This window comes from Halopelagius longus (genome assembly GCF_900100875.1).
GTDB lineage: Archaea > Halobacteriota > Halobacteria > Halobacteriales > Haloferacaceae > Halopelagius > Halopelagius longus.
Genome location: NZ_FNKQ01000003.1, coordinates 433,015 through 445,859 on the forward strand (window position 1 = coordinate 433,015; position 12,845 = coordinate 445,859).

The window sequence follows — 12,845 nt, forward strand, 5'->3', positions numbered from 1 at the left end:
AAAATCGTGAACGTACACGATATTTATCACCGCGTGAATGCACCACACGGTCGATGTCCGAAGAGGAACACCACGAGATTGCAGGAGTATCGAGGCGGCAGTTCGTCCAGTTAGCGGCCGCGGTGTCGGCCGCCGGAGGTGCGCTCTCGGGGACGGCGGCCGCCGACGGAGACGAGGGGGGCGGAGACGCGGCCGAACTGGTCGAGGAGATGACGCTCGAAGAGAAGGTGTCGCGGACCCACGGCGCGGAAGGGGGGCCGGAGGGTATCGCGGGCTACCTGCAGGGCGTCGAACGACTCGACGTTCCCGGGATGGGAATGGCCGACGGGCCGCCGGGGGCGTCGCTGGGCGACCCGACGACGCGCTTCCCGCACCCGATCGCGGCGGCGGCGACGTTCGACCCGGACCTGAGCGCCGAGATGGGTAGCGCCATCGCCCGCGAGGTGAAAAGCGGGGGCGTCGAGGTGTTGCTCGCGCCCTCGATGGACACGTTCCGCGTCCCCCTCCACGCCCGAAGCGGTGAGACGTACGGCGAGGACCCGGCCCTCGCGTCGGAGATGGCGGCCGCGTACACCGGCGCGGTACAGGACGAAGGCGTCGTCGCGACGCTGAAACACTTCGTCTGCTACAATCAGGCGAGCACGACGGGCGACGTGATGGACTACTTCTCCTTCTCCGAACACGACGTCAGGGTGGACGAACGCGCCCTCCGCGAGATCTACTTCCGGCCGTTCAGGGCGGCCGTCACGGAGGGCGACGCCGGCGCGGTGATGCCCGCGTACAACAAGATAAACGGGACGTTCTGCAGCGAGAACGAGATGTTGCTGCGCGACGTTCTCAAGGGAGAGTGGGAGTTCGACGGGTTCGTCGTCTCCGACTGGGGGGGCACCCACAGCACGGTGAAAGCGGCCGAGAACGGTCTCGACGTGGAGATGCCGTCCGCGGAGTACTTCGGCGACGCCCTGAAGGAGGCCGTCGAGAACGGCCAACTCGACGAGAGCGTCGTCGACGAGATGGCGCGCCGAACGCTCGACTCGCAGGCCGAAATCGGCGCGCTCTCGGGCGAACGCGAGGGGTCGGAACCCGTCCGCGGGACCGACGAACACTTCGAACTCGCCCAGCGAATCGCCGAAGAGGGGTCGGTCCTCCTGCAGAACGACTCCGACTGTCTTCCCCTCGACGCGGACGGTATCGACGAACTCGCCGTCGTCGGCCCGACGCCCGAGGAGTTCAAACCGAGCGTCGGCGGCAGCGACCACATCGAGGCAATCCGCAGCGTCGGTCCGGTTGAGGGAATAGAGAGCGTCGCGGACGACGTGACGGTCACGCCCGTCGCGACGGACCGGTACGAACTCGCCGGGCCGGACGGGTTCGCGTCCAGAAGCGGCGACGCGGGGTTCACCGCGGAGTACTTCGCCTCCGAGGACTGGTCCGGCGACCCGGTGGAGACGCGCGTCGAAGATCAGATAGACCTGACCGAGTCGGACCTCGACGGCGTCGGCTCCGACGACGGGCCCGTCACCGTGCGGTGGTCCGGAACGCTCACCGCGCCCTCGAGTGGGACGCTCGCCGTCCAACTCACCAGTCAGGGGCACGGAACCGTCGCCATCGACGGCGAGGAGGTCATCCGGAGCGAGGGCGGCGGGTTCGCCGGCCCGAAGACCGAGGAAGCGGCCGTCGAACTCGAAGAAGGCCACGAGTACGACGTGCGCGTCGAAGCCGAGGGGACCGCCCCCGTCCGCTTCGAGTGGACCACCCCCGGAGCGATAGCGGACGCCGTCGAGGCGGCCGAGTCGGCGGACGCGGCCGTGGTCCTCGCGAAGACGGACACGTTCTACGGCGACGACCGCCACGAGTACGAACTTCCCGGCAACCAGAACGCGGTCATCGAGGGCGTCGCCGGCGCCAACGACCGAACGGTCGTCCTCCTCAACACCGAGGCGCCGGTGGCGACGCCGTGGGCCGACGACGTGCCGTCCATCCTGCAGGTGTGGTTCCCCGGACAGGAGGGCGGGACGGCGGTGGCGAACCTCCTGTTCGGCGAGGCCAACCCGTCCGGCAAGACGCCGGTGACGTTCGCCGAGAACCTCGACGACTACCTCCCGGGTGAGGTTGCGACGCTTCCCGACGGTGCGCGGGCCTACCCCGGCGTCGACGGGACGGTGTACTACGACGAGGGCGTCTTCGTCGGCTACCGCCACTTCGACGAACACGGCGTCGAACCGCGGTTCCCGTTCGGCCACGGCGAGTCCTACACCGACTTCGAGTACTCCAATCTCCGGGTGACGCCGAAGGTGAAGAACCGGAACAAGGAGACGGTGAAAGCGAAGGTTCGGGTGACGAACGTCGGCGACTGCGACGGTGCCGAAGTGGTGCAGTTGTACGTCGGCGACAGGGACGCGAGCGTCGAGCGACCGCCGAAGGAACTGAAGGCCTTCGAGAAGGTGCGCCTCTCGCCCGGCGAGGAGACGACGGTGACGTTCGAACTCGACGAAGAGGCGTTCGCCTTCTACCATCCCGACGGGGGATGGACGGTCGAGGCGGGCGCGTTCGACGTGCTAGTCGGAAGTTCCTCGCGGGACATCCGACTGGACGAGGAAATCGAAGTGCAGGCGACGTCGAAGGGGAAGGCGAAGGGCCGCGACGCCGACGGCGGCGAGGCGGCGACGGCGGACGACTGAACTGTCGCCGCGCGAGAAGGTAGTCGCGCGGACGAAAAACGCCTTTCAGCGCCTATCTCCTACGTCTTTTCGTGAGTCTCATTGGCACGGTGAAGGACATGCTCGTCCCGGATACCGAACGCGGCGTCCAGTACGAGTGCGTCGAGTGCGGCGAACGGTTCGAGAAGGCGCGCAAACGGTGTCCCGAGTGCGGAGCGCGGGAGATCATGGAGGTCGAAGGGTTCGACATGCGGCCGGACACCTGACGGGTCCAGAGCGTCCGCCCGCGCGTCGGCGTGTCCGACCGCTTCGAGCGAGCGTCAGGTAGACTCGCTGAGGTTCATCTGCATCCGCATCTTCCGCTCCCGTAGTTCAATCTCTGTCTCCGCGTCACCGCCGTCTTCGGGGCGGAAGAGGAAGGAGATGACCTCGACGTAGCCGTCCCCGATGAACGCGTCACCCTTGCGGACGAGTTGCGAGCGTTTGCTCGTCTTTGAACACGTCGTACGAGACGACCCGATGGCGTCCTGTTGTCCGAGCAGGTAGAACTCGGCGTGGTTCGGGCCTCGCCCCTCCTTCCGAACCCATCTATTCGCCGTAACCGGTTTCAAGCGTATCCAATTCCCAGCATATGGACCGAAACGTCCGCTACTGCTCGTTCATCGTTCGTTTTTCGGATCGTCCGCTTCAATGCCTTGATCTCACTTTCCGAAAAATCGGATATGTTCTCACGTACCTGTTCGTCGTGGAACAGAGATGCCAAGCCCTCCAATCCTACGACATCAGTCACTGTCAATCCGGCATCCGAAAGGAGGTTGATGAGCTCTTTCCTGCGAAAGAAGTGCGCTGCAGCGAAGGATTGCTTGTATCCGTATTCATCCAACAGCGATTCATCGAGGTCGCCATGTTCGAGGAGATCCGGGAGTAGCTCCACTTGGTAGCCGGTGGTTAGTTGCAGCTGGACCATTCCGAGCAGTCCCATCACGGAGACGAAGACCGGCGCCTCTGACCGGCTGACCCGTCGGAACTCCCGGACTGCCTGGAGTCTGTCACGCTCATCGAGCAAGTGCGATATCGGCCCACCCAGACAGCAGATAGCGTCGAAAGTCTTGTTCTGTAGCGGCAGGTCCGTAATCGATCCCTGAATTACAGAGATAGAATCTACTAGTCCGTGGTCAATCGCTTGTTCACGTGCGAGCTCTGTTTGCCGCCGACTGAGATCGAGTAACGTGACTTCGTAGCCTCGCTCGGCGAGCCAAAGCGCGTACCGACCAGCCCCACCGCCAGCGTCCAAAACACGACCTGAGTCGGGAAGGAACTTCTCAAGGGCCGCCACCGTCTCTTCGTACTCAACTCGTCCGTCGATACTCTCCTCGAGCCGTTGCCACTCGTTTCGACCGTACGAATCGTAGAACTCTTGGATATCGTTGACAGGCACCTTCGCTCTCACCGACTTTTTCTCACTCAAATGACACAATTCTGGCGGTGTTTGTCGGATTCGGACCGTTCGTTCGCTTCAACTAATATACGATCCGTACCGGAGATAGCTCCCGGTGTTTGGTACGCTCCCCCTGCTTAGCGGCCATCTCTACTGCTTGCGGGATAGACTTACTCTCGAACACTGACTTTCTCACGGAATCCCCTCACGGCGAGGGCCCGAATGCGAACCTCGAATCAACTCACCGGGACGAGAATCACCGCTCTCGGGTATAAAGAGCGTAGGAGAATCGCACGACGGGATGAAGTTAGCGTCCTTCGGTGTCGCACGAAGCGCGGATGGACTCGCGGGGGTCCCGCGAGCAGGCCGAGCGGGAGGCTCCCGTCATCGCCACCGCGGCCGAAGAGAAGGGGATAGACCCTCCTCGACTTACGGTCTCTATGCCATACTCGACTCCGACGTGGTAGTATCGCTCGTCGAGCGGAAGATGAACAGACGGAGGAGAGATTCGATACGGACTTCGATTTTCAGAGTTCTTTCTCTATCACATAACCCCACTTCTCGTAGCCTTGGGTTTCGTAGTAGGCATGGACCTCTTCTTTCGCCAGCGGTGACGCCAATGCGACGTACTCGCAGTCGTTCTTCTCGGCCCATGCCTCGACGAACTCCACGAGGGTCTTGCCGTGTCCTTCGTCTCTGCGTTCCTCGTCTACGACGAGGTCGTACAGCCATGCGTGTCGCACGTGGTGGAGGACGCGTTGCTGGAGAACACCCGCGACGCCCACTACCTCGTCATCGACAACCCCCCCGAAAAGGTGGTACTCTTCGTCTGCGGTCCATTCCATCACCTCTTCGGCAGTGGCATCGGTCCACAACTGTTGGAGGATGGGGACTGCTTCGCGTCGCTCGGCGGGCTCCGTTAACTCCCGAATCTCCATGCCGAGGGGTGACAGTCCAGCGACATATAGGTGGTTGGGAGAGGTGTCAGGGTTAGTAGGTAGGATTCTGCCCGATAATACAGGGTAGTCGGATAGTGGATTTAGGATTTATCTTGAATGTTCTCCCTAGGCATAATCTGCATCGGAACGCGGAAACTGACACTTCCCAACTCATCATGGATAAGATTGATTCCGCCAAAAGAGCCCTTTAAGGCAACAAGTTCAAAACGGTTTGAGGGATATACCGTCCCTGACTTGCGGATCTTGTCAATGAGGGGGTAATCCACTGGTCCTGCGAACCGAGGGGCCTCGCCGATATAGAGTGCATCATCCACGTGGTCGTTGTCTGCTGAATGGACTATGGAGAATCCATCCATCTCATGGCTTTCTTGGAAATGGATCCGAAGGACGTTTAAATTGATCCACTCTATCGATTTGAAACCGTTATTAAACGGGCCAAATGCTTTCCCAGAGAGGGAAGCCTGTTCTTGACCCAGGAGTGAACCAACATACGGTAATTTTTCGAGATGACCTTTATCGTATGCAGCGTAGCCTCCTGCCCCAAGAGCTCCAACCCCTACCAGTCGAAGGAACTGACGTCGTCTCATCTATTATATATTTTCTATAATTTGTTGGTATTTGAATAGTATGGTTATCTAATAGGCAGTGACAACCTGGCCAGTGCACCAAAATTTGCCACTTAGAACCTGTACACGTCGGATGGAGAGCATACGAAAGCCCGACTAGACGACGTTAACGTCCCCCGGTACACGAGAAGCACGAATAGATTCGCGGGGATTTGAACTCACTCGCTCACTCCGTTCGCTCGCTGCTCAAATCCCCGCTTCGGACAGTACACGATTTCACTCGACTCGACCGTTGGCGAGCACACGAGGTGCTCGCCGAGTAGAGTCAAGAGGAAGGAGATGGACTCGCGGGGTCCTCGCGAACGAAGTGAGCGAGGGCAAGCGAGTCCATTGACTGGAGCGAACGTAGTGAGCGGAAGGAAATGGACTCGCGGGGATTTGAACCCCGGGCCTCTTCCTTGCGAAGGAAGCGATCTGCCACTGATCTACGAGCCCGCATTTCGTTCGAAGGCGCGCGGTCATTTGTACCTTCTGTTTCGAACCGGCAAAGCGAACGCCTCGCACACTCGCGGGCGGAGAGAGCGGTCGCTGACGGGTCGATAGTCGAAAGTGAGAGAGAAGGCGCGGACGCCTCAGCGTCGTGAACCGCACACGGGACGCGAGACGACCCCTAAGATGTGCGCCTGGTCCGAACGGGCCTCGAAATCAGTCTTCGAGGACGATTTCGATGCTGACGTCGTTCGGGACCTGAATGCGCATCAGCTGGCGCAGGGCGCGTTCGTCAGCGTCGATGTCGATGAGACGCTTGTGGACGCGCATCTCCCAGTGTTCCCACGTGGCCGTCCCCTCTCCGTCGGGGGACTTTCGCGTCGGAACTTCGAGCGTCTTCGTCGGCAGCGGAATCGGCCCGCTGAGATTGACGCCCGTCTTGTTGGCGATTTCGCGGACGTCGTCGCAGATGTCGTCGAGGTCGTCCGGGCTGGTCCCGGCGAGACGAACGCGTGCCTGCTGCATTCTATCGCTCGTTGACCTCGAGCACCTTGCCAGCCGCGATGGTCTGACCCATGTCGCGGACGGCGAAGCTGCCGAGTTCCGGGATTTCGCCCGACGGCTCGATGCTGAGCGGCTTCTGCGGTCGGACCGTCACGACCGCAGCGTCGCCGGACTTGATGAAGTCGGGGTTCTCCTCGGCGACTTCGCCCGAGGAGGGGTCGAGCTTCTGGTTGATCTCCTCGATGGTACACGCGACCTGCGCCGTGTGGGCGTGGAAGACCGGCGTGTACCCGGCCGTGATGACCGAGGGGTGCTGCATGACGACGACCTGCGCCTTGAACGTCTCCGCGACGGACGGCGGGTCGTCGGCGGGACCACAGACGTCACCGCGGCGGATGTCGTCCTTACCGACGCCACGGACGTTGAACCCGACGTTGTCGCCGGGGCCCGCCTCGGGGACCTCTTCGTGGTGCATCTCGACCGTCTTCACTTCCCCGCCCACGTCGGAGGGCTGGAAGGAGACGTTGTCGCCCGGGCTCATCGTACCGGTCTCGATGCGGCCGACCGGGACCGTACCGATACCGGAGATGGTGTAGACGTCCTGGATCGGCAGGCGAAGCGGCGCGTCCGTCGGCGGCTCCGCGGCCGGCAGGTCGTTGAGCGATTCCAGCAGCGTCGGACCGTCGTACCACGACGTGTTGTCGGACGCTTCCGCGATGTTGTCGCCCTCGAACGCCGAGATGGGGACGAACGTCGCGTCCTCGGAGCGGAAGCGAACCTGCTGGAGGAGGTTCTGGACTTCCTCTTTGACCTGCTTGTAGGTGTCTTCGCTGTAGTCAACGACGTCCATCTTGTTGACGGCGATGATGAGCTCGTTGATGCCCAGCGTTCGGGCGAGGAAGACGTGCTCACGGGTCTGCGGCGCGACACCGTCGTCGGCGGCGACGACGAGCACCGCGTTGTCCGCCTGCGAGGCGCCCGTGATCATGTTCTTCACGAAGTCGCGGTGACCAGGACAGTCGACGATGGTGAAGTAGTACTCGTCGGTGTCGAACTCCTGGTGGGCGATGTCGATGGTGACACCGCGCTCGCGCTCTTCGGCGAGGTTGTCCATGACGTAGGCGAACTCGAATCCGCCCTTACCCTTGGACTCGGCCTCTTCTCGGTGCTGCTCGATTACGTGCTCGGGGACGGACCCTGTCTCGAACAGGAGTCGGCCCACGAGCGTACTCTTTCCGTGGTCAACGTGGCCGATGATGGCCAAGTTTTGGTGCGGTTTGTCACTCATTGGTGGGTCACGCGCTAAGGCGCTCTGTGGAAGGGTCTTTAGCCTGAAACACCTAAAACGATTTCGATACGCTATACTGGACGGAGCGGCGCCGTACCGCGATTTTGTGAGACGAGATGGCACACCGCACCCGCGATCGGCCGTCGGCCGCGAGCGTTCGGTGACGGAATCGCGGGGGCGTCGGCGCTCAGTCGAGTCGTTCCACGTCGGCGAGAACGGCCGTCGCCGTCTCCGGACCGCCCGCACCGCGTCCGCTGATGTTCAACTGACCGGCGTGAGCCGTCTCCAGTTGGACGATGTTCCGCGTGCCCGTCACCGAGAGCGCGGCGTTCTGGGGCACGAGTCGCGGGCCGACGCGGACGCCGCCCTCGGCCGTCGCCTCGCCGATGAGGCGAATCGTCCGCCCGTCTTCGGCGGCCAGATCCAGCGCGCTCCCCGGTATCTCCGTGATGCCCTCGACTTCGGCGTCCGCGAGGGTGTACTCTGTGTCCTCCGAGAGGACGTTCGCGAGGATGACGCACTTCAGCGCCGCGTCGGTCCCCTCGACGTCGAAGGAGGGGTCCGCCTCCGCGACGCCGAGGTCCTGCGCCTCCGCGAGGACGTGTTCGTAGCCGAGGCCCTCGGCGGCCATCCGCGAGAGCACGAAGTTGGCCGTCCCGTTGAGGACGCCGCGCGCGGCTTCGACGTGCGAGGGGCCGAGGTCCTCGACGGTCGAGAGGACGGGTATCGCGCCGCCGACCGTCGCCTCGAACCGAACGTCGCCCGCGCTCTCGCGCGCGAGCGACATCAGGTCGCCGTAGCGTTCCGCGACCGGCCCCTTGTTCGCCAACACGAGGTGTCGGTCGCGTTCGAGGGCGGCGCGCGCGTGCGAGAATCCGGGCTCGGCGTCGCCGAGCGTCGTCGGCGTCGCCTCCACCAGCACGTCGTACTCGGCGTCTACGGCGTCTTCGGGGTCGTCGCTCCCGACCACGCCCTCCGCGCGCTTCCGTTCGAGGACCGCGTCGGGGTCGAGGCCCTCGGCGTCGACGGCCGCCGACGAGGAGTCGGCGAAGGCGGTGACCGTGTGGCCGTACTCCGCGGCGAGTTCGACGACGGACCCGCCGACCGCACCCGCGCCGACGACGGCGAGGCGCTTTCCGCTCATGCGCTTCCCTCCGTGAGAGGTTCGACGACGTGCAGGTCCTTCTCGTCGGCTATCGTCCGGACGGCGTCTATCGCGGCCTGCGTCTCGCCCGCGCGGGTGGCGAGGCGGAGGCGGGCGCTCGAAACGTCCTCTCTACCCTCCGGCGCGTTGAGCGAGATGTCCGACACCGACGCCGAACTGCACTCCTCGATGCGCCGGAGCGTATCCGAGAGGTCCGTATCGACGAGGTGTCCGATGAGGACGACCGAAAGCTCCTCGCCGTAGCGCTCCGCGCCCGCTTGAATGACGTTGACCCCCTCGCTTCGGAGGGCGTCGACGATGGTGTCGAAGCGGTCGGGCGGACACTCCAAGTCCACTTCGACGGGGATGCGGCCGCGGGGCGTCAGGTTCCCGCGTTCGTGGAAGATGGAGAGGAGGTTGCCGCCGTTGTCCGAAATCGGCCGGAGGGCGGCGAGCAGTTCGCCCGGTTCGTCCACGAGTTCGAGGCGAATCGTGTGCGGTTGCGGCCGTTCGCCGCCGTCAGTCTCGGTGACCTCCTCGGGGCCGGCCGCCGCGGCCGACTCCTCGTCGCTCATCGTTCCACCTCCCGAACGCGTCGCTCGCCTGTTGTCGACAGGGAGCGGTCGTACTGTTGCTCCGTGTCGATGCGGCGCGGGAGGGGGGTCCCCGTCTGCATACTACCGACAACTCGTTGCTCCGCTTATAAGCCTTCGTCGATTGCAAATCTGTCCGGCGTCGGCCGAGCGTCCGCACGGTTGACGGGTTCGTATCTACGAGAATCATAGAAAAAACAACCTCGGAAACCGGCCGTCAAATACTCCGCGCTGCACGGGCGACACTCGTGTATGGGTAGCCTGGGCCTGAAGGAAGCGGTGGCGATGGCGTTAGGGGGGATGATCGGAGGCGGAATCTACTCCGCGTTCGGCATCGTCGTCGCCATCTCCGGGACCGCCGCGTGGGTCGCCTTCCTCGTCGCGGGGACGGTGGCGATGTGCGCGGGCTACAGCTACGTGAAGTTGAACGAACACACCGACGGCAACGGCGGCGCGCCGACGTTCGTCCGGGAGTTCGTCGGGTGGGACACCCTCGCGGGGATGATCGGCTGGACGCTCCTGTTCGGGTACATCGGGTCGATGGCGCTGTACGCCTACGCGTTCGCCGGGTTCTTCTCGGAGATGCTGGGCCGCCTCCACTTCCTCGGCGTCCCCGTGGCGAACGTCGTCTCCGCGTTCCTCATCGCCGTCTTCGTCGGTCTCAACCTCCTCGGCGCGTCGGAGACGGGGAAGGCCGAGGACGTCCTCACGTTCGCCAAGGTGGCTATCATCGGCGTCTTCGGCCTGTGGGGCGTCTGGTACGCGTTCAACGGTCACACGCTCGCGTTCGGCTTCGACGAGGTGCTCACGCCCAGCCCGGTCGTCGGCGCGGCGATGTCGTTCGTCGCCTTCCAAGGGTGGCAGCTTCTCATGTACGATCAAGGCCAGTTCGACGACCCCGTCGAGAACATCAAGACCGCGATATACGTCTCCATCCCCGCCGCGACGCTCCTGTACGTCCTCGTGGCGCTGACGACGGTGAGCCTCCTTCGGCTGTCGGTCATCGCCGTCGCGCCGGAGGTGTCTCTCCTCTACGCCGGCATCGAGTTCATGGGTCGCATCGGCGCGTTCGTCATCGGCCTCTCGGCGCTGTTCTCGACGGCGAGCGCCGTCAACGCCACCCTGTTCAGCAGCGCGCAGTTCTCGCGCGACCTCATCGACATGGGACTGCTCCCCGAGCGGTTCGGCGGGGGAGACGGCGACATCCCGAAGAAAATCGTCGTCGTCCTCGGCGTCCTCTCGGCGGCGTTCGCCGTCTACGGGAGCCTCTCCAGCATCACGTCGTTCGCCTCGCTCTCCTTTATCGCCGTCTTCGGCGGCATGAGTTGGCTCACGTTCCGCAAGCGCGCGGAGTTCGACGACGTGTCCGCCGCGATACCCCTCGTCGGCGTCGTCGGGACGGTGGTGTTCTTCCCCCTGCTTCTCTACAACCTCTACGTCAACAGCCCCGGCGTCTTCTACACCGTCGTCGTCATCTCCGTCCTCGTCGTCGGGAGCGAACTGTTCTACTTCGAACGCGAACCGCTCGAAGAACTGCTGCCGTGGATGTCCACCGAGGGTGAAAACAGATGACCGACGAAAATTGGACGCCGACGCTCGGCAGGCGCGACGCGCTCAAAGGCATCGCCGTCGCCGCGGGGGCGGCGCTTTCCGGCTGCTCCGCGGAGGCCGTCCCGGGCAACGACCCGGGCGAGCAACTTCGGTACTCGATGGTGCTTCCGCCCGTCACGCTCGACCCGGTGGAGACGACGGACGCGTGGTCGGCGAAGGCGGAGAACCTCGTCTTTCAGGGACTGTACGCCTACGACCGGGAGATGAACCGCGTTCCCGTCCTCGCGTCGGGGAGTCCGACGGTGAGCGACGACGGGCGGACGTACACCGTCTCGCTGACCGAGGGGGCGACGTTCGCCGACGGGAGCGACGTGACGGCGGCGGACGTGAAGTACACGTTCGAGGCCCCCATCGCCGAGGAGTCGCCGAACGCGTGGCAGGTGGAGATGCTCGAGGCGGTGGAGACGCCGGACGAGCGAACCGTCCGGTTCGAACTCTCGCACCCCTATCCCGCCTTCGAGCACGCGCTGACGCGCAAGGTGGTTCCGAAGGGCGTCCGGGAGGGCAACGAGACGATGTTCGGGAAGCGACCGGACTCGACGGTGGGGTCCGGCCCCTACGACCCGGCGGTGTTCAAGCGGGGGAAGTACGTCCGCCTCGAACGGCGCGGCGACGTCTGGGGCGAACGGTCGCCGGCGGTCGAGAGGGTCAAACTCATCAACACGCACGCGGGCCTCGCGCGGACGATGGCCCTGAAGACGGGCCAAAGCGACGTCGTAGAGCGTATCCAGCCGAAACTGTGGGAGGCGACGCGGAAGATGCCGAACGTCTCTATCGTCCAACGGCCCAGTTTCAGTTCCTACTTCCTCGCGTTCAACTGCGGGGCCGAACCCACCGCCGACCCGAAAGTCCGCGAGGCCGTCGACTACCTCGTCTCGATGGACGAGTTCGTCGAACACATCGTCGGCGAAGGCGGCGAACGACAACCGAGTCCGCTTCCGAACCGACTCGCCGAGGCGTGGAACTTCCCGCTGGGCGAGTGGGCGGGCGTCCAACACGACAAGAACGTAGAGGAGGCGAAGGCGCTGTTCGAGGAGGCGGGCGTGAAGAACTGGTCGCCGAAGATAGTCGTCCCCCACAACGACAAGATGCGCGAGAAGTTGGCCAACGCCGTCGCGCACGGCCTGAAGAACGCCGGGTTCCGGCGCGCACGCGTCGTCAAGCACCACTGGGAGAAGTTCCGCGAGACGGTGACCTCCGGCAACAGAGACGAGTACGCGATGTACGTCGGGTCGTGGGCGGGCGGCCCCGACCCGGACACGTACCTCTACCCGCTGTTTCACTGGAGTCAGGAGGACGCCACCAACGGGACGTTCTACCACGAGGAGTCGGTGATGCGCAGACTTCGGCGCGCCCGCCGGACGACGGACCGAGAGCGGCGACGGACGCTGTACGAGAGGACGATTACGACGCTTTTGGAGGACCGAGTCGTCCTCCCGGCGTTCACGCTCGACAACAGTTTCGGCGTCAAGCGGCGCGTCCGCGACTTCGAGGCGCACCCGATGGCGCAGTACAACCCGCGTCTGGTCGGCGGACGCGGAAGCGACGCGCCGGTCCGCCTCCGCGAGTGAGAGCGTTCGGCGTCGGGGCACC

The 12,845-nt window shown here is 64.0% G+C and carries 12 protein-coding genes and 1 tRNA gene; 4 read left to right on the forward strand and 9 right to left on the reverse strand.

Going from position 1 to position 12,845, the window contains the following annotated elements:
• Positions 1-53: 53 nt before the first annotated feature.
• Positions 54-2,681 carry a beta-glucosidase gene (locus tag BLS11_RS12940; RefSeq protein ID WP_092538091.1) on the forward strand — a complete coding sequence of 876 codons (2,628 nt, stop codon included), beginning with the start codon at positions 54-56 and terminating at the stop codon, positions 2,679-2,681.
• A 71-nt stretch (positions 2,682-2,752) separates the two neighbouring features.
• On the forward strand, positions 2,753-2,926 hold the full coding sequence (locus BLS11_RS19450; RefSeq protein WP_175454433.1) for an FmdB family zinc ribbon protein: 174 nt from the start codon (positions 2,753-2,755) through the stop codon (positions 2,924-2,926).
• Positions 2,927-2,980: 54 nt separating this feature from the next.
• Here BLS11_RS19450 and BLS11_RS12945 read toward each other — a convergent pair whose 3' ends face one another.
• The 9 genes from BLS11_RS12945 to BLS11_RS12980 form a co-directional block, all read right to left on the reverse strand.
• Positions 2,981-3,271, reverse strand: coding sequence for a hypothetical protein (locus BLS11_RS12945; RefSeq protein ID WP_092538093.1), 291 nt, complete (start codon positions 3,269-3,271; stop codon positions 2,981-2,983).
• A complete protein-coding gene (locus BLS11_RS12950; protein ID WP_175454450.1) occupies positions 3,268-4,098 on the reverse strand; it encodes a class I SAM-dependent methyltransferase in 831 nt (276 codons plus the stop codon). Before BLS11_RS12950 ends, BLS11_RS12945 begins: the two co-directional genes overlap by 4 nt.
• Before the next feature lie 527 nt (positions 4,099-4,625).
• Positions 4,626-5,036 carry a GNAT family N-acetyltransferase gene (locus BLS11_RS12955; protein ID WP_092538097.1) on the reverse strand — a complete coding sequence of 137 codons (411 nt, stop codon included), beginning with the start codon at positions 5,034-5,036 and terminating at the stop codon, positions 4,626-4,628.
• 101 nt (positions 5,037-5,137) lie between these two features.
• Positions 5,138-5,644: a hypothetical protein gene (locus tag BLS11_RS19080; protein WP_139172800.1), complete on the reverse strand. Its 507-nt coding sequence runs from the start codon at positions 5,642-5,644 to the stop codon at positions 5,138-5,140.
• 402 nt (positions 5,645-6,046) lie between these two features.
• Positions 6,047-6,118: transfer RNA gene (locus tag BLS11_RS12960), tRNA-Ala, on the reverse strand.
• 210 nt (positions 6,119-6,328) lie between these two features.
• A complete protein-coding gene (rpsJ, locus tag BLS11_RS12965) occupies positions 6,329-6,637 on the reverse strand; it encodes a 30S ribosomal protein S10 (protein ID WP_092538099.1) in 309 nt (102 codons plus the stop codon).
• 1 nt (position 6,638) lies between these two features.
• Positions 6,639-7,904 (reverse strand): translation elongation factor EF-1 subunit alpha, encoded by a 1,266-nt coding sequence (gene tuf, locus BLS11_RS12970; protein ID WP_092538101.1) that lies wholly within the window; start codon positions 7,902-7,904, stop codon positions 6,639-6,641.
• A gap of 187 nt (positions 7,905-8,091) precedes the next feature.
• On the reverse strand, positions 8,092-9,048 hold the full coding sequence (locus BLS11_RS12975; protein WP_092538103.1) for a homoserine dehydrogenase: 957 nt from the start codon (positions 9,046-9,048) through the stop codon (positions 8,092-8,094).
• Positions 9,045-9,623, reverse strand: coding sequence for an amino acid-binding protein (locus tag BLS11_RS12980; RefSeq protein WP_092538105.1), 579 nt, complete (start codon positions 9,621-9,623; stop codon positions 9,045-9,047). The genes BLS11_RS12975 and BLS11_RS12980 overlap by 4 nt, the downstream gene beginning before the upstream one ends.
• Positions 9,624-9,893: 270 nt before the next feature.
• Here BLS11_RS12980 and BLS11_RS12985 point away from each other — a divergent pair, with 270 nt between their 5' ends.
• Together BLS11_RS12985 and BLS11_RS12990 are read left to right on the forward strand one after the other, a co-directional pair.
• The gene (locus BLS11_RS12985; RefSeq protein ID WP_092538107.1) at positions 9,894-11,213 is read left to right on the forward strand and encodes an APC family permease; all 1,320 of its coding nucleotides are present in this window, start codon (positions 9,894-9,896) and stop codon (positions 11,211-11,213) included.
• Positions 11,210-12,823 (forward strand): ABC transporter substrate-binding protein, encoded by a 1,614-nt coding sequence (locus tag BLS11_RS12990; RefSeq protein WP_092538109.1) that lies wholly within the window; start codon positions 11,210-11,212, stop codon positions 12,821-12,823. Before BLS11_RS12985 ends, BLS11_RS12990 begins: the two co-directional genes overlap by 4 nt.
• Positions 12,824-12,845: the final 22 nt, after the last annotated feature.

Bases quoted from the DNA above. Each gene is read 5' to 3' on its own strand.
- BLS11_RS12940 (WP_092538091.1), top strand. From the start codon at position 54: ATGTCCGAAGAGGAACACCACGAGATTGCAGGAGTATCGAGGCGGCAG.
- BLS11_RS12955 (WP_092538097.1), bottom strand. From the start codon at position 5,036: ATGGAGATTCGGGAGTTAACGGAGCCCGCCGAGCGACGCGAAGCAGTC.
- BLS11_RS19080 (WP_139172800.1), bottom strand. From the start codon at position 5,644: ATGAGACGACGTCAGTTCCTTCGACTGGTAGGGGTTGGAGCTCTTGGG.
- rpsJ (WP_092538099.1), bottom strand. From the start codon at position 6,637: ATGCAGCAGGCACGCGTTCGTCTCGCCGGGACCAGCCCGGACGACCTC.
- tuf (WP_092538101.1), bottom strand. From the start codon at position 7,904: ATGAGTGACAAACCGCACCAAAACTTGGCCATCATCGGCCACGTTGAC.
- BLS11_RS12975 (WP_092538103.1), bottom strand. From the start codon at position 9,048: ATGAGCGGAAAGCGCCTCGCCGTCGTCGGCGCGGGTGCGGTCGGCGGG.
- BLS11_RS12980 (WP_092538105.1), bottom strand. From the start codon at position 9,623: ATGAGCGACGAGGAGTCGGCCGCGGCGGCCGGCCCCGAGGAGGTCACC.
- BLS11_RS12985 (WP_092538107.1), top strand. From the start codon at position 9,894: ATGGGTAGCCTGGGCCTGAAGGAAGCGGTGGCGATGGCGTTAGGGGGG.
- BLS11_RS12990 (WP_092538109.1), top strand. From the start codon at position 11,210: ATGACCGACGAAAATTGGACGCCGACGCTCGGCAGGCGCGACGCGCTC.